Origin of the sequence: Streptomyces lomondensis, from assembly GCF_014651035.1 — a bacterium.
Taxonomy (GTDB): domain Bacteria; phylum Actinomycetota; class Actinomycetes; order Streptomycetales; family Streptomycetaceae; genus Streptomyces; species Streptomyces lomondensis.
Genome location: NZ_BMWC01000005.1, coordinates 346,997 through 366,902, shown reverse-complemented (window position 1 = coordinate 366,902; position 19,906 = coordinate 346,997). Strand labels below are relative to the sequence as shown.

The window sequence follows — 19,906 nt, the reverse complement described above, 5'->3', positions numbered from 1 at the left end:
CCCCTGTCGTGCTGGGGCCTCAGGTGTACGAGGCCATCGCCTCCTCGACCGTCAGCACCGGGATGTCCCGGTCGTCGATCGCCTTCATCAGCGTCTCCAGGCCCGCCTTGCCGATCTCGGTGCTCGTCGCCGGGGCGCCGTCGACGACCTTGTGCAGGCAGAGGATCAGCCAGTCACCGCTGTTCACGCACCGGTCGAGCCGGCCGCCCGCGCCCGTCAGCTTGGACAGTGCCGTACCGCCGATGCCGGTGCCGTCGTTGATGCCGGTCAGCGCCTTGAGGCGGTACGGCATCGCCGGGGCGAACGACTCGATCGTCTCGGAGATGATCGAACGGGCCGTGGTGAAGTGCCGGCTCGCGATCTGGTCGACCGGGACACCGTCCGTCGTCTTCTGGAACGCGCCGTGCGGATAGGCGAAGTGCTCGCTGGTGAAGCCGTTGGACACCAGCCACTCGCGCAGCTTCCGGAAGTCGTCGTCGGCCTGCTCGGCGGTGAGCTTGGGGTAGCTGGCCGTGTGGACGGCGTTGGCGTACGAGTGGCCCGCCATCTCCCAGCCGGAGAAGTCCTGCATCGACCGCATCTGCTCGACCGTCAGGAAGCTGCCGATGCCGATGGCGTCGGCGATGTTGTAGACCGTGCCGGGGAAGCCGAAGCGGTCCATGACCGGCCGGGCCAGGTCGTGGACGGACTTGTGGGAGTCGTCGAACGTGAGGGAGACGACGCCCTTGGGGAAGACCGAGACCGTGTCCGGTATCAGCTCCACGGCCTGGAGGCGGTAGGTCACCGGGCCGCCCGCGTTGTCGTACACGGCGAACGACATGTCGGTGAAGCCGGTCTTCGTGGACGGCTTGCCGCCGGCACCGATGGAGTACGTCCCGGCCGCCCCGTTGACGTCCGCCCACTGGAGGTGGACCGTCACCCACTCGCCGGACTGGACGTAGTTGGCCGCCGTCTTGGAGTGCGCGTGGAACGACCAGGAGAAGTGGTTCGCGAGGGAGCCGCTGCCCAGGTAGAAGACCATCTTGGCCAGGTTCGTCACGTCGTCGACGCGGAAGACGAGCCGGATCATCTTGCCGGTCAGGTTCAGCGCGGGCAGGCCGGTCCTGCGGACGTAGGACTGCTTGCCGGTGCCGTTCGTGGTCACCCGGACCGACTGGGTGCCGCGGACGAAGACGGACTTGTCGTTCGCCTCGGCCGACGCGGTGCCCGCGCCCCCCGGCGTCCAGCCGTGGCCGGCCTGGAACTGCTGGGACCAACTGGCCCGGCGGTACTTGGGGCGGCGGCCCGACGGGGCGTAGGACGGCGGGGTGGTCAGGCCCCCGATGGCCGCCTCGACCGCCTCAGCGGCGGCGGGCTGCGCCGCCACGTTCCCCAGCCAGGCACCACCGCCCGCCAGGGCGGCCCCTCCCGTTCCGCCCAGGAGCAGCGCGTTGCGCCGGCTCACCACTGGTTGTTTCTTCCTCACCGGGACCCCCGGACCGTGTCGAAGTAGTGCATGCCGTCGTTCGTGAAGTCCTCGACCTCGGACTGGACTTCCTTCGCCGACAGCGTGTCGTTCGCGTTGTAGTAGAGCCAGTCGACCTTCATGTCCCAGGCGCGTTCCCCCTTGAACGGCAGATCAATGAACCAGTGGTTGAAGTTCACGGACATGTCCGCGCGCGGGGCGTACTTCCCGCTGCTGACGAAGAGCTTCTTGCCGTCGAGCCAGTAGGCGACGACACCGTCCTTCACCCGGATCAGCATGGTGTGCCAGGCGTCGAGACTCTTGTTCGTGGTCTCGTAGACGCGGTCGTTCGTCTTGTGGTCGTACCAGGTCACCGTGTCGAGCTTGGGCCCGGGCCGGCCCCAGCCGCCGTTCGGCATGTACTCGTTGTCCAGCTCGCTGTACGTCGAGCCCTTGCCGCCGATGGTGTAGAAGGTCTGGTTGACGTGGTCGCCGCCGTCACCGGTGGCCGGCTTGTCGCTGAGGTGGATGCGGGCCGCGTAGGTGCCGTCGCGGAACTTGGCCGCGGCCGTGCCGAGGCTCGCCTGCCTGGTCCCGGCCTTGGTGCCGTCCGTGCTCGCCCGCAGGTTGAGCACTTGGCCGTCCGCGTGGGAGCCCCCGGCGGTGGGGAAGCTGACGCCCTCCGCCGACCAGGTGTTCTCGATGCCGGGACCGCCCTTGCTGGTGCGGACCAGCCAGCCGTGCTTGAACAGGGCGGGGTCCTTGGGGCCCTGGTAGGAGAAGTCGTCGAACAGCACCCCGGCCGGCGGGGCCGGCAGCGGGTCGGGTGCGGCCTTCGCCGTCGCCTTCTTCTCGTCGCTCGCCTTGGTGCCGTCCGGCTCCTCGCCCCAGGCGAGGACGCCCCGCTTGTACGCGGTGACCTTCTCCGCCTCCTTGTAGGACGTCATCCCGGCGTCGAAGGAGCGGTCGTCGGACTGCTTCAGCTTCTTGTGGTCGGTGCGGAAGAGCTGGACGTCGATGCCCTTGCTGTTGGCGCCGGGCTCGAGATCGCCCGCGCCCTCGGTGAACCGGAGCTCCAGGTAGTGGTCGGCGGTGTCGGTGGGCTTGTCCATCGCGACGATCCGCCCGGCCACGTTCGAGCAGCCGAAGACGGCGTTCACACAGTTGAAGGCGTACGAGGCGGAGTCCTCGGCGGTGAACCAGTACCGGAGCGTCACCTCGCTCAACGGCAGGGGCTTGTCCGTGTCGTTGAAGACCTCCAGTGACGGCTTGGCCACCGCCGCCGTCGCCGGAGTGTCGGTCCGGTAGCGGACCTTCAGCTCGGGCGGGTCCGGGTTCGCCGCCTTCCACACCGGGTAGAGCGCCGTACCTCCGGCGGCGACCACGGCGACGAGGAGCAGGAGCCTGATCTTGGGCCAAACCCGGCGTCGGGGTGTTCGGCGACGGGAGGACGCCACGGAAGACTCCTTCGATGGACACCCGGTGGTCTTGGGTGGAGACCGTCAGGGCCAGGTAAACAATGGTCGGATTGTGTGAGGATCCTATCCGTGGCGGCATACACAAAGGGGGGCGGGTGCACGGATTGTTACCGCACGCCCCACCCCCCTCAGGGGTAACGCGTTACGCCGGGACGCTCGCCACGCCCGGAGCCAGGAACTTCTTGCCGTTGACGCGCTCGGAGACGCCCTCGCGGTCCAGGTACGGCGTGATGCCGCCCAGGTGGAACGGCCAGCCGGCGCCCGTGATGAGGCACAGGTCGATGTCCTGGGCCTCGGCGACGACGCCCTCGTCGAGCATGAGCCCGATCTCCTGCGCCACCGCGTCCAGCACGCGCTCGCGCACCTGCTCCTCCGTCAGGACGCTGTCGCCCTGCTTCAGCAGCGCGGCGACCTCCGGGTCCAGCTCCGGCTTGCCGCTGTCGTAGACGTAGAAGCCGCGCTTGCCCGCCTCGACGACCGCCTTGAGGTTCGGGGAGACCGTGAAGCGGTCCGGGAACGCCTTGTTGAGCGTCTCGGAGACGTGCAGGCCGATCGCCGGGCCGACCAGCTCCAGCAGGACCAGCGGCGACATCGGCAGGCCCAGCGGCTCGACGGCCTTCTCGGCGACCTCGACGGGGGTGCCCTCGTCGATGACGTTCTGGATCTCGCCCATGAAGCGGGTCAGGATGCGGTTCACGACGAACGCCGGGGCGTCCTTCACGAGGACCGCGGTCTTCTTCAGCTTCTTGGCGACGCCGAACGCCGTGGCCAGGGAGGCGTCGTCGGTCTGCTCACCGCGGACGATCTCCAGCAGCGGCAGCACGGCGACCGGGTTGAAGAAGTGGAAGCCGACGACCCGCTCGGGGTGCTTCAGCTTCGACGCCATCTCCGACACCGACAGCGAGGAGGTGTTGGTGGCGAGGACCGCGTGCGCCGGGGCGACCGCCTCGACCTCCGCGAACACCTTCTGCTTGACGCCCATCTCCTCGAACACGGCCTCGATGATGAAGTCCGCGTCCGCGAAGCCCTCGGCCTTGTCCAGCACACCGGTCACCAGCGCCTTGAGGCGGTTGGCCTTGTCCTGGTTGATACGGCCCTTGCCGAGCAGCTTGTCGATCTCGGCGTGGACGTAGCCCACACCCTTGTCGACGCGCTCCTGGTCGATGTCGGTCAGCACGACCGGCACCTCCAGGCGGCGCAGGAACAGCAGCGCGAGCTGGCTGGCCATCAGACCGGCGCCGACGACACCGACCTTGGTGACCGGGCGGGCCAGGCTCTTGTCCGGGGCACCGGCCGGGCGCTTGCCGCGCTTCTGCACCAGGTTGAAGGCGTAGATGCCGGCGCGCAGTTCGCCGCCCATGATGAGGTCGGCGAGGGCCTTGTCCTCGGCGTCGTAGCCCTGCTGGAGGTCGCCGTTCTTGGCGGCGGCGATGATGTCCAGGGCGCGGTACGCGGCCGGGGCGGCGCCGTGCACCTTGGAGTCCGCGATGAAGCGGCCCTTGGCGACGGCCTGGTCCCAGCCCTCGCCGCGGTCGATCACCGGGCGCTCGATCTCGATCTCGCCCTTGAGGACGGACGCCGTCCAGATCAGCGACTGCTCCAGGAAGTCCGCGCCCTCGAAGATCGCGTCGGCGATCCCGAGCTCGTAGACCTGCTTGCCCCCCAGCTGCTTGTTCTGGTTGAGGCTGTTCTCGATGATCACCGAGACGGCCTTCTCGGGGCCGATCAGGTTCGGCAGCAGCGTGCAGCCGCCCCAGCCCGGGACCAGGCCGAGGAACACCTCGGGCAGTGAGAACGCCGGGACGGCCGAGGAGACGGTCCGGTAGGTGCAGTGCAGACCGACCTCGACACCGCCGCCCATCGCGGCGCCGTTGTAGTACGCGAAGGTCGGCACGGCCAGCTTGGACAGCCGCTTGAAGACCTCGTGGCCGCCCTTGCCGATGGCGAGCGCGTGCTCGTACTCCTTGAGGATCTCCACGCCCTTGAGGTCGGCGCCGACCGCGAAGATGAACGGCTTGCCGGTGATGCCGACGCCGACGATCTCGCCGTCCGCCGCCTCCTTCTCGACCTGGTCGATGGCGGCGTTGAGGTTCGCCAGCGAGGCCGGGCCGAAGGTGGTCGGCTTGGTGTGGTCGTGGCCGTTGTCCAGGGTGATCAGGGCGAAGCGCCCGGCACCCAGCGGCAGGTCGAAGTGGCGTACGTGCGCACTCGTGACGACCTCGTCCGGGAACAGCTCGGAGGCCTGCTTCAGAAGCTCGGCGGTGGTGCTCACTTGTCCCCCTCGAAGTGCGGGTTCTCCCAGATGACCGTCGCGCCCATGCCGAAGCCGACGCACATGGTGGTCAGGCCGTAGCGGACGTGCGGCTGCTCCTCGAACTGGCGGGCCAGCTGCGTCATCAGGCGGACGCCGGAGGAGGCCAGCGGGTGGCCGAAGGCGATGGCGCCGCCGTACTGGTTGACGCGCTCGTCGTCGTCGGCGATGCCGTAGTGGTCGAGGAAGGCCAGGACCTGGACGGCGAAGGCCTCGTTGATCTCGAACAGGCCGATGTCGGAGATCGACAGGCCCGCCTGGGCCAGCGCCTTCTCCGTCGCCGGGATCGGGCCGTAGCCCATGACCTCCGGCTCGACGCCCGCGAAGGAGTAGGAGACCAGGCGCATCTTCACGGGGAGGTCGTTCTCCCGGGCGAAGTCCTCGGAGGCGATGAGCGAGGCGGTGGCGCCGTCGTTCAGCCCGGCCGCGTTACCGGCGGTGACCCGGCCGTGGACGCGGAACGGCGTCTTCAGACCGGAGAGGTTCTCCAGGGTCGTGCCCGGGCGCATCGGCTCGTCGGCGGTGACCAGGCCCCAGCCGGTCTCACCGGCCTCGGGGGAGGTGCGGCGCACCGAGATCGGCACCAGGTCGGCCTGGATCTTGCCGTTGGCGTACGCCTTGGCGGCCTTCTCCTGGGAGCGCACGGCGTACTCGTCGGCGCGCAGCTTGGTGATCTGCGGGTACCGGTCGTGCAGGTTCTCCGCGGTCATGCCCATGAACAGGGCCGACTCGTCGACCAGCTTCTCGGAGACGAACCGCGGGTTCGGGTCCACGCCCTCACCCATGGGGTGACGGCCCATGTGCTCGACACCGCCCGCGATGGCCACGTCGTACGCGCCGAAGGCGACGGAACCGGCCACCGTGGTGACGGCTGTCAGGGCGCCGGCGCACATGCGGTCGATGGAGTAACCGGGCACGGACTGCGGCAGCCCGGCGAGAATGCCCGCCGTGCGGCCGATGGTCAGGCCCTGGTCGCCGATCTGCGTGGTCGCGGCGATGGCGACCTCGTCGATCTTCTTCGGGTCGAGACCGGGGTTGCGGCGCAGCAGCTCCCGGATCGCCTTCACGACGAGGTCGTCGGCACGGGTCTCGTGGTAGATGCCCTTCGGGCCCGCCTTGCCGAACGGGGTGCGGACGCCGTCTACGAAGACGACGTCCCTGACGGTACGAGGCACGATGGCTCTCCTCCAGGGTCCAGGACGCTGAGCGCTTGCTCATCCCATGCTACTTATCAGTAACGTAGCTGCCCAGTCCCGTAGCCCGGAGCGGTGAAGGTCACACACGAATGCCGGGTGTACGACGCTCACCGAGGCGGCGCAGTGGACCCCCGAGGTGTCAGAACAGGCGTGGGCACGGGATGCGACTCGGCCTCGCCACCCCCCATGATCACCGAAAACAACGTCCGGGCCACCTCCGCCCCGAACCCGTGCACATCATGGCTCATCGCCGACAACGTCGGATGCGTCAACCGGCACAACTGCGAGTCGTCCCACGCCAGCAGCGACACGTCCTCCGGCACCCGCAACCCCATCTCCGCCGCCACCGACAGCCCCGCCACCGCCATGATGTCGTTGTCGTACACGATCGCCGTCGGCCGGTCCGGCGGCGCAGCCATCAGCAGCGACCGCGTCGCCCGCGCCCCCGCGTCCCCCGAGAAGTCCGTCGCCACCTGCCACGCCCCGGCCAGCGCCAGCGCCCCCGCCGCCTCGTCGAACGCCGCCGTCCGGATGGCCGTGTGCCCGAGGTCCGCCGCCCCGCCCACCCGGGCGATCCGCCGGTGCCCGAGCGCGGCCAGATACCGCACCGCCTCCGTCACGGCCGTGGCGTCGTCGGTCCACACGGAGGTGAGCCCCCCGGTCAGTGACGGGTGCCCGACGGCGACCACGGGCAGCCCCAGCCGCCCCACCAGGTCCACCCGGGGATCGTCGGCCCGGAAGTCGACCAGGATCGACCCGCCGACCTGCCGCCCCCGCCACCACGCGCCCTGGACCGCCACCTCCTCGTCCAGATTCCGGACGAGCCTCAGCAGCAGCGAGCAGGAGTGCTCGGCCAGCACGCTCTCCACGCCCGAGACGAACTCCATGTACCAGGGCTCAAGGCCCAGCATCCGCGCCGGACGGCACACCGCGAGTCCCACCACGTCCACGCGCGATCCGGCCAGCGTCCGCGCCGTGAGGTTCGGCGCCCAGCCCAGCTCCCGCGCCGCCCGGAAGATCCGCTCCCGGGTCGTCTCGGACAGCCCGGGCTTGTGGTTGAAGGCGAGCGACACGGCGCCCTTGGAGACGCCGGCCCGGGCGGCGACGTCCTTGATGGTGACGCGGGGGGTCGGCGTCGCCGTCATCGGGTGGGCTCCACGCAGTACAGGGCCGAACGGGCGGTCTCGGCGTCCGGAGTGCGCCAGCCGCGCACCCCGATGGTGACGTCTTCGCCCGGCAGCAGCGTGACCAGGCCCCGGTCGGCCCGCGCCCCCGGATCCAGCCGGTCGGCCTGGAGGAGCAGGTCCCGGACCAGCGTGCGGGCGGTCACCCTGATCCCCTCCGGGGCGAGGGCCACCTCGAACTCCGGCCGGGGATAGGGGATGTCCCGGTCGGGCACCGGGAAGTGCAGCGCCCGCAGCCCGTCCGTGTCCGGGCCCGCGTCCGTGTCCGCGACCAGGAACTCCTTCGGGCCGGCGGGCGTCAGCTCGCGCGGCACACCGACCCGGGCCACGGTCCGCCTCCCGGCCGCCAGTTCCACCTGCGCCCGCGCCAGCACCTCGCCCTCGACGGACATCCGGCGCAGGGTCAGCGTCCCCGTCCAGTCCTCGGCCGCCTGGTTGACGGCGGCCACCTCCAGCGCGCCGTCGCGTGCGCGCAGCGTCAGCAACCGGTCCGCGTACAGCCGCTTCAGCTCGTGGTACAGCGGCTTCTCGCGCCCGTCCCCGTCGATCGCCGCCCAGGAGGTCACCGGCCAGCAGTCGTTGAGCTGCCAGACGACCGTGCCCGCGCACACCGGCCAGTGGGAGCGCCAGTGCTCGATCCCGGCCGCGACCGCCCGCGCCTGGTTGAGCTGTGTGAGGTAGTGCCAGCGGTCGAAGTCCCCGTCCGGCACGGCGAAGTGCCGGGCCAGACCGCGCTCCAGCTTCCCGTTGCCGTCGTCCGCCTTCTGGTGGTGCAGCATGCCGGGGGAGTCCGGCGCGAGCTCCTCCCCGGGCAGCGCGCGCCGCAGCGTGGCGTACGCGGGCGGTGCCTGCCAGCCGAACTCGGCGACGAACCGCGGCACGCTCAGCCGGTAGTCGGCGTAGTCCTCCCGGTTCCACACCTCCCAGGAGTGGTGGGTGCCGTGCGCCGGGTCGTTCGGGTGGTGCCGCCAGGACCCCGACCAGGGACTGCCCGCCGTGTACGGCCGGGTCGGGTCCAACTCGGCGACCAGACGCGGCAGGAGACCCAGGTAGTACCCCTCGCCCCAGGAGTCCCCGGCCAGCCGCGGCTCCCACTCCCAGTCCCGGAAGCCCCACAGATTCTCGTTGTTGCCGTTCCACAGCACCAGCGACGGATGCGGCATCAGCCGTACGACGTTCTCCCGCGCCTCGGCCTCCACCTCGCCGCGCAGCGGCTGCTCCTCCGGGTAGGCCGCGCACGCGAACGGGAAGTCCTGCCAGACCAGCAGCCCGAGTTCGTCACAGGCGTCGTAGAAGTCCTCGCTCTCGTAGATGCCGCCGCCCCAGATCCGGACGAGGTCGACACCTGCGCCGGCGGCCTGCTCCAGCCGCTCCCGGTAGCGCGCGCGGGTGATCCGGGACGGGAAGACGTCGTCGGGGATCCAGTTGACGCCCCGCGCGAAGTGCCGCTCCCCGTTGACGACGAGGGTGAACCCGGTGCCGTGCGCGTCGGGCCGCTGGTCCAGCTCCACGGTCCGGAAGCCGATCCGGCGCCGCCACCCGTCCAACGCGTCCTCGCCGTGCAGCAGCGTCAACTCGACGTCGTACAGCGGCTGTTCCCCGTACCCGCGCGGCCACCACAGCTCCGCGTCCGGCACCCGCAGCCGGACGACCCCGCCCGCCCCCTCGATCTCCGCCCGGGCCCGCACCCCGGCGACGGTCGCCTCCACGGCGAGCGGCGCCTCCACCCGGGTCCGCTCGACGTCGACGGCCAGCTCGACGACCCCGGCGCCCTCCTCGACGGTGACCAGCGGCCGCACCCGGGCGATCCGGGCCGTGGACCAGCGCTCCAGGCGCACCGGCCGCCAGATCCCGGCCGTCACCAGGGTCGGCCCCCAGTCCCAGCCGAAGGAGCAGGCCATCTTGCGCAGGTACTGGTAGGGCTCGGCGTAGGCGGCGGGCCGTTCGCCGAGCCGTCCGCGGACGGCCTCGGCCTCGGCGTAGGCGGAGACGAACCGCACCGACAGCCGCCCGGACAGGCCCGTCACGTCGAACCGGTAGGAGCGGTGCATGTTCCGCACCGTGCCCAGCAGCCGCCCGTCCAGGGAGATCTCCGCGACGGTGTCGAGCCCGTCGAAGACCAGGTCGGTCTGCTCGTGCGCGGCGGACGCGGCGGGCAGCTCCCGCTCGTACGTCCAGTCCCGGCGCCCCACCCAGGCCACGTCGGTCTCGTTCCGCCCCAGGAACGGGTCCGGGATGACCCCGGCCGCCATCAGGTCGGTGTGCACGCAGCCCGGCACCGAGGCCGGCAGCGTGTTCGACTCGTGCCGCAGGATCCATCCGTCGCCGAGCGGTGTGGCCTCCAGCATGCCCACTCCCTTAACCGGTGTAGTGAAGAGCCGTGTTCGGGTTTTCACATCCTTGGCGGGAATGGGACTTTACCGGTTGAGAAAGCGCTGTCAGAGTGCCGAACCAGCCATACCGCACGTGCTCGTCCGTCCCGAGTTCCCCTCCGTGAACGGAGCTGATGCACATGAACCGCCGTACCGTCCTCGCCCTCGCCGTGGGAGCCGCGCTGCTCGCCTCCGGCTGCACCGGCACCGGGGGCACCTCCAAGGGCGCCGATGCCGAGGCGCCCGACGACCCCGCCAACGTCAGCGGGACCATCACCGTCCTCACTCACCGGACCGACCTCGTGCAGGACGGGACGATGAAGAAGTACGCCGCCGAGTTCAACAAGACGTATCCCAAGGTGAAGGTCGAGTTCGACGGCATCACCGACTACGAGGGCGAAGTCAAGATCCGTATGAACACGGAGGACTACGGGGACGTCCTCATGATCCCCGCGGTGATCGAGAAGAAGGACTACCCGAAGTTCTTCGCGTCGCTGGGCAGCCAGGAGGAGCGGAGCAAGAAGTACCGCTTCACCGACTACACGGCTGTCGGCGGCAAGGTCTACGGCCAGAGCCCGCTCGGCGCGGTCCCGGGGTTCATCTACAACAAGAGAGTGTGGCGCGAGGCCGGGGTCACCGACTGGCCCACGACACCGGCCGAGTTCCTCGCCGGCCTCAAGGCCATCAAGTCGAAGACCGACGCGGTCCCCTACTACACCAACTTCAAGGACGGGTGGCCGCTCAGCCAGTGGACGGGGGTCAGGGGCTCGGTGAGCTGCGACGAGCAGGCCACCACCAGATGGGCCGAGGGCAACCCCTGGGCCGAGGGCGGCGAACTGCGGGTGGCGGACAGCCTGCTCTACGACATCGTGCACGAGGGGCTCTCCGAGAAGGACCCGACGACCACGAACTGGGAGGCGTCCAAGCCCAAGCTGGCCAAGGGCGAGATCGCCACCATGTGGCTCGGCTCCTGGGCGGTCATCCAGATGCAGGGCGCGGCGAAGCAGGCCGGCGCCGACCCGGACGACATCGGGTTCATGCCCTTCCCCGCCCAGAAGGACGGCACGTTCTGCGCGGTGACGTCGCCCGACTACAACCAGGCCGTCAACATCCACTCCGACCACAAGGAAGCCGCCCGCGCCTGGATCGACTGGTTCACCGACAAGTCCGGCTACGCCGAGGACAACCTGGCGCTGTCGCCGCTCAAGGACGCCCCGCTGCCCGACGTCCTGAAGCCGTACGAGGAGGCGGGCGTCAAGCTCCTCGACCTCGACGACAGCAAGGGCGCCGAGCTGAAGACCCTCGAGAACCAGTCCGAGGTCGGCATCAACAAGCCCGACTACCGCAAGGAACTCGTCGACATGGCCCGCGGCGCCAGGAAGGGCGACCCGGACGACTACCTGGACGGCCTCGGTGAGAAGTGGACCGAGACCCAGAAGTCGCTGGGGTCCTGATGACGAGCACGACCGAGACGGCGGCCGTCAAGGCCGCCGCGGGGCCGGGGGCCGCCGCCCCCGCCCCGCGCCGGGCCCGTCTGTGGCGCGGGGCCACGCCCTGGCTCTTCCTGCTCGCCCCGCTCGCCTTCCTGATCGTCTTCACCTACGCGCCGATCGCCAACATGGTCGCGTACAGCTTCACCGACTGGGACGGCGTCAGCCCCGAGCTGCGCTACACGGGCGCCGAGAACTACGCCGAACTCCTCACCCGCCCCGACTTGTTCGAGGTCTTCTGGGTCAGCGGCTACTACCTGGCCGCCTCGGTCGTCCAGATCGTGGCCGCGCTCTACTTCGCGACGATCCTGAGCTTCAACGTCCGCTTCCGGAACTTCTTCAAGGGCGTGCTGTTCTTCCCGTACCTGATCAACGGGGTCGCGATCGGCTTCGTCTTCCTCTACTTCTTCCAGGACGGCGGCACCCTCGACTCGGTGCTGAGCCTGTTCGGCGTGGAGACGGACCGCGCCTGGCTGGGCACCCCGGAGTCGGCGAACACCTCCCTCGCCGCCGTCTCCGTCTGGCGCTACCTGGGCCTGAACTTCGTCCTCTTCCTGGGCGCGATCCAGTCGATCCCGGGGGAGCTGTACGAGGCGGCCGAACTGGACGGCGCGAACCGCTGGCACCAGTTCCGCCACATCATCGCGCCCGGCATCAAGCCGGTGCTGTCCCTCACCGTGATCCTCTCGATCTCGGGCTCCCTGTCGGTCTTCGAGATCCCGTACATCATGACCGGCGGCGCGACCGGCACCGAGACCTTCGTGATCCAGACCGTGAAGCTGGCCTTCCAGTTCAACAAGACGGGGCTCGCCTCGGCGGCCGCGATCGTGCTGCTGCTGATCGTGCTCGCGGTGACCTGGGTGCAGCGCCGCCTCGTACCCGACTCCGCCGACGACAAGAGGATGGACCTCGCATGACACGCCGCGCAGTCGCCCGCGCCCTGGTCTACCTCTCCCTGATCGCCGCGACGGTGGTGGTCCTGCTCCCGCTGGCCGCGGTCCTGCTCACCTCGCTCAAGTCCGAGCGGGAGATGGCGGACGGCAGCGAAGCCCTGGCGCTCCCCGACGACCTGCTGAACTTCCAGAACTACGTCACGGCGTTCCAGGACGGCCGGATGCTCTCGGCGTTCGCCAACACGGCGGTCATCCTGCTCTTCGCCATCGGCGGCACGGTCCTGATCGGCTCGATGACGGCCTACGCGATCGACCGGTTCACCTTCCGCTTCCGGAAGCTGGTGGTGGCGCTGTTCCTGGTCGCCGCCCTGGTCCCCGGCGTCACGACCCAGGTGGCGACCTTCCAGATCGTCAACAGCTTCGGCATGTTCGACAGCCTCTGGGCGCCGATCGCCCTCTACATGGGCACGGACATCGTGTCGATCTACATCTTCCTGCAGTTCGTCCGCTCCATCCCGACCTCACTGGACGAGGCGGCCCGACTGGACGGCGCCAACGCGTTCACGATCTACCGCAGGATCATCTTCCCGCTGCTGAAGCCGGCGGTCGCGACGGTGGTGATCGTCAAGGGCATCACCACCTACAACGACTTCTACATCCCGTTCCTCTACATGCCGTCGGAAGATCTTGGCGTGATCTCGACGTCCCTGTTCCGCTTCAAGGGCCCCTTCGGCGCCCACTGGGAAACCATCTCGGCAGGAGCGATCCTGGTCATCCTCCCGACCCTGATCGCCTTCCTGTGCCTCCAGCGCTACATCTACAACGGCTTCACTAGAGGGGCCACCAGGTAAGGGCCTCTCAGGGGCGCGGGGAACTGCGCGACCAGCCACGTACGACCCGCACTCGCCGTACGAGAAGACCTCCTACGGCGCCTCGGCGGACAAAGCACTCACCAACACGGGCGTGACCTGCTCGACCTGCCAGCCCCGAGCCCCATAACCGGCCAGCGCCTCCGCAACAGACTCGGCATCCACCACCGCCGGAGGCTCCCAGCACAGCCGCCGCACGGTATCCGGCGCGATCAGATTCTCCGGCGGCATATTGAGCTCCTCGGCCAAGGCAGAAACCGCCGCCCGCGCCGCGGACAGCCGCGCCGCCGCCGCGGGATCCTTGTCCGCCCAGGCCCGCGGCGGCGGCGGCCCCGCGACCGGCTGCCCCGGCTGCGGCAACTGCGCCTCGCTCAGCCCCTTCGCCCGGTCCACCGCCGCCTGCCACTGCTCCAGCTGCCGCTTGCCCATCCGGTGACCGAAACCGTTCAGCGCGGCGAGCGCGTGCACGTTGGCCGGAAGAGCCAGCGCGGCCTCCACGATGGCCGCGTCCCCGAGCACCTTGCCGGGCGAGACGTCCCGCCGCTGCGCGATCCGGTCCCGGGTCTGCCACAGCTCCCGTACGACGGCCAGCTGCCGCCGCCGGCGCACCTTGTGCATGCCGGAGGTGCGTCGCCAGGGGTCCTTGCGGGGCTCGGGCGGCGGGGCCGCGGCGATCGCGGCGAACTCCTGGTGGGCCCACTCCAGCTTGCCCTGCCGGTCCAGCTCCTTCTCCAGCGCGTCGCGCAGGTCGACGAGCAGCTCGACGTCCAGCGCCGCGTACCGCAGCCAGGGCTCGGGCAGCGGCCGGGTGGACCAGTCGACGGCGGAGTGCCCCTTCTCCAGGACGAAGCCGAGGACGCTCTCGACCATCGCGCCGAGGCCGACCCGGGGGAACCCGGCGAGCCGCCCGGCCAGCTCCGTGTCGAACAGCCGCGTCGGCACCATGCCTATCTCGCGCAGGCACGGCAGGTCCTGGGTGGCGGCGTGCAGTACCCACTCGACGCCGGACAGGGCCTCGCTCAGGGCGGACAGGTCGGGGCAGGCCACGGGGTCGATCAGCGCCGTTCCGGCGCCCTCGCGGCGCAGCTGCACGAGGTAGGCGCGCTGGCCGTAGCGGTAGCCGGACGCCCGCTCGGCGTCGACGGCGACGGGGCCGGAACCCGCCTCGAAGGCGGCGGTCATCCGGGCCAGGGCGGCCTCGTCCGCGATCACGGGCGGAATGCCCTCACGCGGCTCGAGCAACGGGATCGGCGCCTCCGTAGCAGAAGATCCGCCGTCGTCCGGAGGGGCGCCTCCGGTGGTTCGCAGTGAGCTGTCTGCTGCGGTGTCGTGGGCGTCGGTCACCTGTCAAGGGTATCCGTGTATGGACAGCGCCCGTCGACGGAACGTTCCGTCGACGGGCGCCGGGGGGTCGCAAACCAGTCATGTCGGGGAAGCAGCGGGTTCGCGGGCTGTGCGTGAGGTGCACGGGACCGACGGCCGGTCCCGGTCACGTGAGGGAACGATCACCAGAGGTCAGGGCGGGGCGGGTCAGTGGATGATCCCGGTCCGCAGCGCCACCGCGACCATCCCGGCGCGGTCGCCCGTGCCGAGCTTGCGCGCGATGCGGGCGAGGTGGCTCTTGACGGTCAGCGCGGACAGGCCCATCGAGACGCCGATCGCCTTGTTCGACTGGCCCTCCGCGACCAGCCGCAGCACCTCGACCTCGCGGCCGGACAGCTCGCGGTAGCCGCCCGGGTGGCTCGGGGCACCCGGGGGGCGGCGGTGCAGGCGCGCGGCGGCGGCGCCGATGGGGGCGGCGCCCGGCCGGGTGGGGAGCCCGACGTTGGTACGGGTGCCGGTGACGACGTAACCCTTCACACCGCCGGCGAGCGCGTTGCGCACGGCGCCGATGTCGTCGGCCGCCGAGAGGGCGAGCCCGTTGGGCCAGCCCGCGGCGCGGGTTTCGGACAGCAGGGTGAGGCCGGAGCCATCCGGCAGGTGGACGTCGGCGACGCAGATGTCGCGGGGGTTGCCGATGCGGGGACGAGCCTCCGCGATGGACGAGGCCTCGATGACATCGCGCACACCGAGCGCCCACAGGTGGCGGGTGACGGTGGAGCGGACGCGCGGGTCGGCCACGACCACCATGGCGGTCGGCTTGTTCGGGCGGTAGGCGACCAGGCTTGCGGGCTGCTCGAGGAGAACGGACACCAGGCCTCCTGGGGTGCGGGACGGGGCCGGCTCGTGGGGGTGAAGCCGGGACGAACCGTGCTTTCAAGGTCACAGTCGTCTTCGGCACCGAACCCGTCCGCCTTTAGAGAATGATCACGATTCGGTGATAACAATCCGTGCAATTCGGACAGGCGGTCGATCATTCCAAGGTCGAACGGTTTCGGTCTGCGTCGCTACGCGGTCGAAAGTGGCCGTATCGACAAAGTGATTCGGCCAAGAGGGGGACGCGAGTGTGATCGTCGGCAGGGCAGGGTTGACCGCCCCGTGCAGGCTCGATCAGCACGGGGTCGGAACAGGTTCGATCAGCGGGACTGCGGCCCCCGCCGCTGCGGCAGCGTCACCACCGACGCGTCGCCGGGACCGGCCGGCGGCAGCCCCGCCACCTGGGCGAGCAGATCGCACCAGGACGCCAGGTGCGCGGCCGTGTCCGGCGCCCCGTCCAGGCCCTCGCGCGGCGTCCACGACGCGCGGATCTCGATCTGCGAGGCGGCCGGCCGCGCCGACAGGCCGCCGAAGTAGTGGGAGCTCGCGCGCGTGACCGTGCCGCTCGGCTCCCCGTACGTCAGCCCGCGCGCCTGGAGCGCGCCGGTCAGCCAGGACCAGCACACCTCCGGCAGCAGCGGGTCCGCCGCCATCTCCGGCTCCAGCTCCGCGCGCACCAGCGTCACCAGCCGGAACGTGCCCTGCCAGGCGTCGTGCCCGGCCGGGTCGTGCAGCAGCACCAGCCGGCCGTCGGCCAGGTCCTGGTCGCCGTCGACGACCGCGGCCTCCAGCGCGTAGGTGTAGGGGGCGAGCCGCTGCGGCGGGCGCGTCGGCTCGACCTCGATCTGAGGCCGCAGTCGCGCCCCCCTGAGCGCGTCGACGGCGGTCCGGAAGGGCAGCGGGGCGGAGTCCGCCTCCCGCCGGTCGTTCTCGGTGTCCTTCGCTTCGTCCATTCCGCCAGCGCCGTCCGACAGTCGTCCCTGAGCCGCAGCCATGCGGGAAGATTACGGGGACCGGAGCCCGGGTGCGGGGCTAGACACCCCGCGCCTGTCCAGGGGCTGAATCGTGCTCTCCGACGGCGTGCGAAACTTGGCCCGTGAGTGCCAACGACGCCCCCCGGGCCCCGCAGCCGTCCGCCCCGTACGACTCCGCCTTCCTCAAGGCGTGCCGGCGCGAGCCCGTGCCGCACACGCCGGTGTGGTTCATGCGGCAGGCCGGGCGCTCGCTGCCGGAGTACCGCAAGGTGCGCGAGGGCATTCCGATGCTGGAGTCCTGCATGCGGCCCGAGCTGGTCACCGAGATCACGCTCCAGCCGGTGCGCCGGCACAACGTGGACGCGGCGATCTACTTCAGCGACATCGTGGTCCCGCTGAAGGCCATCGGCGTCGACCTCGACATCAAGCCCGGCGTCGGACCGGTCGTCGAGCGCCCGATCCGCACCCGCGCCGACCTGGCGCAACTGCGCGACCTGACCCCCGAGGACGTCTCCTACGTCACCGAGGCCATCGGCCTGCTCACCCGCGAGCTCGGCGCCACGCCCCTCATCGGCTTCGCCGGCGCCCCCTTCACGCTCGCCAGCTACCTCGTCGAGGGCGGCCCGTCCCGCACGTACGAGAACGCCAAGGCGATGATGTACGGCTACCCCGAGCTGTGGGCCGACCTGCTCGACCGCCTCGCGGACATCACGGCCGCCTTCCTGAAGGTCCAGATCGAGGCGGGCGCCTCGGCGGTCCAGCTCTTCGACTCCTGGGCCGGCGCCCTCGCCCCCACCGACTACCGGCGCTCGGTGCTGCCCGCCTCGGCGAAGGTCTTCCAGGCCGTGGCCGGCTACGGCGTCCCGCGCATCCACTTCGGCGTCGGCACCGGAGAGCTGCTGGGCCTCATGGGCGAGGCCGGCGCGGACGTCGTCGGCGTCGACTGGCGCGTCCCGCTGGACGAGGCCGCCCGCCGCGTCGGCCCCGGCAAGGCGCTCCAGGGCAACCTCGACCCGACCGTGCTGTTCGCCCCGACGGAGGCCGTCGAGGCCAAGACCCGCGAGGTCCTGGACTCCGCGGCGGGCCTGGAGGGCCACGTCTTCAACCTCGGCCACGGCGTCATGCCGTCCACCGACCCGGACGCGCTGACCCGGCTCGTGGAGTACGTCCACACCCACACGGCCCGCTGACTCACCAGGTGCGCCGGCCATGTGCCGGATGGCGCGTGTCGGAGCAGTGGGCGGGGCGGGCCGGGCGGGTCAGCCGCCGAGCCTGGAGCGCAGGAGTTCCTTGCCGAGTTCGGCACCCTTGCGGCTGTCGGCCTGCGCCTTGCGGAACAGTTCCACGACCTCCGTGTCGTTCGCCCGCTCCGCGTCCTGGATGTAGGTCTCCATCCGCAGGGCGTTGCTCAGGCAGGCTTCGACGAACCAGATCAGGTTGTAGTCCTTGTCCTTGGTGCCGGTGACGCCGCCCGTTTCGGTGCTGCTGACCATGAGAGAGTCCTTACTCGCCGTGATCCAGACGGAGCCTGGATCGGAAGTTCACATGCCGTGGGGAGAAGCCGGCTCATCAGGCATCGGGGCCCGGAGGACGGTTTCCCGAGATCAGGGTGCGGCACGGGACCGATGGCCGCCTGGCGGCCGCCGCACCGTCCTGCGGTCCCCGGCCGGGGTTTCCGGCCCGTGACCAGCGCACGGCCGGGACGCCTCTCGGCCGGCTCGTCCTGGCCCGTCCGGGTGAGACGCCAGGTATCTCCCCAGCCAGGCCACCGCTGCGGGAGACGCCCGGGTGCCTTACCCGCCGCCGGTCATACTCCGCCGGTGGGCGCCGCGGCGGTCAGATGGGCCCGGATCCTCTCGGTGACGGGATGGTCCTCGCCCAGTTCGGCGGCGGAACGGTGGTGCCAGGCGGCCCACCGCCGCCGCTCGTGGGCGCGGATGCGGGACGTCCGCGTGGCGAGGCAGGCCACGGCGTCGGCGTACCGGCGGGCCGCCCACAGGTGGTCCGCCTGCCGGGCCTCGGCGTACGCCTGCTCCGGGCCGCCGTGGAGCCGCGCGGCCACCGGCGCCGCCTCCTCGATCGACTCCGCGAGCGCCCGATGGGCGGCCCGGGACGGCGCCGGACGGGTTCCCGCGAGCGTGACCCGTTCGTGCGGCTCCCCGGGGGCGATGCGGTGGATGTCGGGGCCCAGCTGGGTCAGCACGTCCCTCAGCAGGGGGATCCGGGCCGGGCCGCCGAGCCGGCCGCCGGCCGCGCCGAGCAGTCGGACGGGCAGCGGCGTGCCGCCCGTCGCGGCCAGCACCTCCAGCACGACCTGCCCGGCCGTCCGGTCCGCCAGGGAGAGCCCGATGTCGTAGAGCCTGTCCGCGACGGTCTTCACTACCTGCTCGGGGACCCCGAGCAGGAGCAGTTCGCGGCCGCTCAGGGTGACCAGCTCGACGACGGACGACACGCCGGCGGCGTCGAGGGCCCGCAGGGCGTCGGATGGCAGGCCGAGCACCTCCGCCGGGATGTCCGGCCGGGCTCCGGCGCCGTCGGCCGCTCGTGCCAGGGCCTCCTCGGGCGAGGCCGGGGGCTGCGCCGTCCCCGCGGGCCGCGTCATCGCGACCGTCGCGGAGCACCCGGGCAGGTTCTCCGGCAGCTCGGTGGCGATGACGAACCGCAGCCAGCCCAGGCCGTCGTCGGTGAGCAGGTGCTTCAACGACGAGAGCATCCAGTCCCGGTCGACCGGGTCCAGCGCGTCCAGTCCGTCGACGGCCACATGGACGGGTCCGTGCCCGGGGCCGAGCGCTCGCAGCGGGTCCAGCAACAGGTGCTCGAACAGGTCGGGAGCGGCGGCCCGCCGCCCGTGGTCGCCGTCGGGACCGGGCGGCAGTCGCAGCTGCGGCAGCCGCCGGGCCAGCTGACCGGCCAGGTCCGCGACGATCTGCTCGGGCGTGGTGCCGGGGGTGAGGAAGAGCACCGCGTGCAGGAAGCGCGTCGGCACCTGGGACTCGGCGACCGACGGACGCGCCAGCGCCGACAGCAGCGTGGACTTGCCGGACCCGGAGGCACCGGTCACGGCGACGCACCGGGCGCCGGTGAGCAGCAGGCCGACCACCCGGCCCAGCTCCGGCGTCGGTTCGTAGGCCGCGGTGAGGCGCTCGATCTCGGCCGCGGCGAGATGGCCGGTGAGCACCGACTCCTGCCACGCCCGGGAGGTGTTCACCGCGAGCCACAGGCCCTCGTCCCCGCTCGTGGTCCGCCGTCGTCCGTCGAACGCGAGGTGGACGGCGGTCTGCGCGGGACAGTGCCCGGAGATGACGGACCGCAGGTCGGGGCAGCGCAGCCGCTCGCCGAGTCCGGGGTCCCCGGAGCGCAGTACCGCCGTCAGGGACCGGGTGAAGCAGCCGCCCGCGGCCGTACGGTCGCCAGAGGCGGTGAGCATCTCGAACCGCCGGGCGCCCGGCGCCGCGGTTCCTGCCCCGGGACCGGCAGGGTCTCGCCGGTGAACCCGAGG

Annotated in this window: 15 protein-coding genes; 4 read left to right on the top strand and 11 right to left on the bottom strand. The window is 71.0% G+C overall.

Annotated elements, in window-relative coordinates:
• Positions 1–19: 19 nt before the first annotated feature.
• The 6 genes from IE255_RS19955 to IE255_RS19930 form a co-directional block, all read right to left on the bottom strand.
• Positions 20–1,444, bottom strand: a complete 1,425-nt coding sequence (locus IE255_RS19955) for a polysaccharide deacetylase family protein (RefSeq protein ID WP_229906492.1) — start codon at positions 1,442–1,444, stop codon at positions 20–22.
• Between the two features lie 17 nt (positions 1,445–1,461).
• Positions 1,462–2,901, bottom strand: coding sequence for a cellulose binding domain-containing protein (locus IE255_RS19950; protein ID WP_190051677.1), 1,440 nt, complete (start codon positions 2,899–2,901; stop codon positions 1,462–1,464).
• Between the two features lie 163 nt (positions 2,902–3,064).
• Positions 3,065–5,194, bottom strand: coding sequence for a 3-hydroxyacyl-CoA dehydrogenase NAD-binding domain-containing protein (locus IE255_RS19945; protein WP_190051676.1), 2,130 nt, complete (start codon positions 5,192–5,194; stop codon positions 3,065–3,067).
• Complete coding sequence (locus IE255_RS19940; protein WP_190051675.1) at positions 5,191–6,408, bottom strand: thiolase family protein; 1,218 nt, start codon at positions 6,406–6,408, stop codon at positions 5,191–5,193. Before IE255_RS19940 ends, IE255_RS19945 begins: the two co-directional genes overlap by 4 nt.
• 128 nt (positions 6,409–6,536) lie before the next feature.
• Positions 6,537–7,574, bottom strand: a complete 1,038-nt coding sequence (locus IE255_RS19935) for a LacI family DNA-binding transcriptional regulator (RefSeq protein WP_190051674.1) — start codon at positions 7,572–7,574, stop codon at positions 6,537–6,539.
• Positions 7,571–9,961: a glycoside hydrolase family 2 protein gene (locus tag IE255_RS19930; protein ID WP_190051673.1), complete on the bottom strand. Its 2,391-nt coding sequence runs from the start codon at positions 9,959–9,961 to the stop codon at positions 7,571–7,573. Before IE255_RS19930 ends, IE255_RS19935 begins: the two co-directional genes overlap by 4 nt.
• Positions 9,962–10,125: 164 nt before the next feature.
• Here IE255_RS19930 and IE255_RS19925 point away from each other — a divergent pair, with 164 nt between their 5' ends.
• The 3 genes from IE255_RS19925 to IE255_RS19915 are packed head-to-tail and all read left to right on the top strand — an operon-like array spanning position 10,126 to position 13,219.
• Positions 10,126–11,439: an ABC transporter substrate-binding protein gene (locus tag IE255_RS19925; protein WP_190051672.1), complete on the top strand. Its 1,314-nt coding sequence runs from the start codon at positions 10,126–10,128 to the stop codon at positions 11,437–11,439.
• Positions 11,439–12,392: a carbohydrate ABC transporter permease gene (locus IE255_RS19920; protein WP_190051671.1), complete on the top strand. Its 954-nt coding sequence runs from the start codon at positions 11,439–11,441 to the stop codon at positions 12,390–12,392. The genes IE255_RS19925 and IE255_RS19920 overlap by 1 nt, the downstream gene beginning before the upstream one ends.
• On the top strand, positions 12,389–13,219 hold the full coding sequence (locus IE255_RS19915; RefSeq protein WP_190051670.1) for a carbohydrate ABC transporter permease: 831 nt from the start codon (positions 12,389–12,391) through the stop codon (positions 13,217–13,219). Before IE255_RS19920 ends, IE255_RS19915 begins: the two co-directional genes overlap by 4 nt.
• Positions 13,220–13,291: 72 nt before the next feature.
• On the opposite strand, the gene IE255_RS19910 is transcribed toward IE255_RS19915, so the two are convergent.
• The 3 genes from IE255_RS19910 to IE255_RS19900 all read right to left on the bottom strand — a co-directional run bounded on the left by IE255_RS19910 (position 13,292) and on the right by IE255_RS19900 (position 16,428).
• Entirely contained in the window at positions 13,292–14,581 is a 1,290-nt protein-coding gene (locus IE255_RS19910) for a ribonuclease D (protein ID WP_190051669.1), read from the bottom strand.
• 186 nt (positions 14,582–14,767) lie between these two features.
• Positions 14,768–15,430, bottom strand: a complete 663-nt coding sequence (locus tag IE255_RS19905; RefSeq protein WP_003993737.1) for a response regulator transcription factor — start codon at positions 15,428–15,430, stop codon at positions 14,768–14,770.
• A gap of 323 nt (positions 15,431–15,753) precedes the next feature.
• Complete coding sequence (locus IE255_RS19900) at positions 15,754–16,428, bottom strand: DUF3000 domain-containing protein (protein WP_190051668.1); 675 nt, start codon at positions 16,426–16,428, stop codon at positions 15,754–15,756.
• A 101-nt stretch (positions 16,429–16,529) separates the two neighbouring features.
• On the opposite strand from IE255_RS19900, the gene hemE reads away from it, so the two are divergent.
• Complete coding sequence (gene hemE, locus IE255_RS19895) at positions 16,530–17,597, top strand: uroporphyrinogen decarboxylase (RefSeq protein ID WP_190051667.1); 1,068 nt, start codon at positions 16,530–16,532, stop codon at positions 17,595–17,597.
• A 69-nt stretch (positions 17,598–17,666) separates the two neighbouring features.
• Here the strand turns inward: hemE and IE255_RS19890 are convergent, their stop codons facing one another.
• Together IE255_RS19890 and IE255_RS19885 are read right to left on the bottom strand one after the other, a co-directional pair.
• On the bottom strand, positions 17,667–17,900 hold the full coding sequence (locus tag IE255_RS19890) for a hypothetical protein (protein WP_190051666.1): 234 nt from the start codon (positions 17,898–17,900) through the stop codon (positions 17,667–17,669).
• Positions 17,901–18,214: 314 nt separating this feature from the next.
• Positions 18,215–19,834, bottom strand: a complete 1,620-nt coding sequence (locus IE255_RS19885; RefSeq protein WP_190051665.1) for an ATP-binding protein — start codon at positions 19,832–19,834, stop codon at positions 18,215–18,217.
• Between the last annotated feature and the right edge of the window lie 72 nt (positions 19,835–19,906).

Bases quoted from the DNA above. Each gene is read 5' to 3' on its own strand.
- IE255_RS19920 (WP_190051671.1), top strand. From the start codon at position 11,439: ATGACGAGCACGACCGAGACGGCGGCCGTCAAGGCCGCCGCGGGGCCG.
- IE255_RS19885 (WP_190051665.1), bottom strand. From the start codon at position 19,834: ATGCTCACCGCCTCTGGCGACCGTACGGCCGCGGGCGGCTGCTTCACC.
- IE255_RS19900 (WP_190051668.1), bottom strand. From the start codon at position 16,428: ATGGCTGCGGCTCAGGGACGACTGTCGGACGGCGCTGGCGGAATGGAC.
- IE255_RS19915 (WP_190051670.1), top strand. From the start codon at position 12,389: ATGACACGCCGCGCAGTCGCCCGCGCCCTGGTCTACCTCTCCCTGATC.
- IE255_RS19890 (WP_190051666.1), bottom strand. From the start codon at position 17,900: ATGGTCAGCAGCACCGAAACGGGCGGCGTCACCGGCACCAAGGACAAG.
- IE255_RS19930 (WP_190051673.1), bottom strand. From the start codon at position 9,961: ATGCTGGAGGCCACACCGCTCGGCGACGGATGGATCCTGCGGCACGAG.
- IE255_RS19935 (WP_190051674.1), bottom strand. From the start codon at position 7,574: ATGACGGCGACGCCGACCCCCCGCGTCACCATCAAGGACGTCGCCGCC.
- IE255_RS19925 (WP_190051672.1), top strand. From the start codon at position 10,126: ATGAACCGCCGTACCGTCCTCGCCCTCGCCGTGGGAGCCGCGCTGCTC.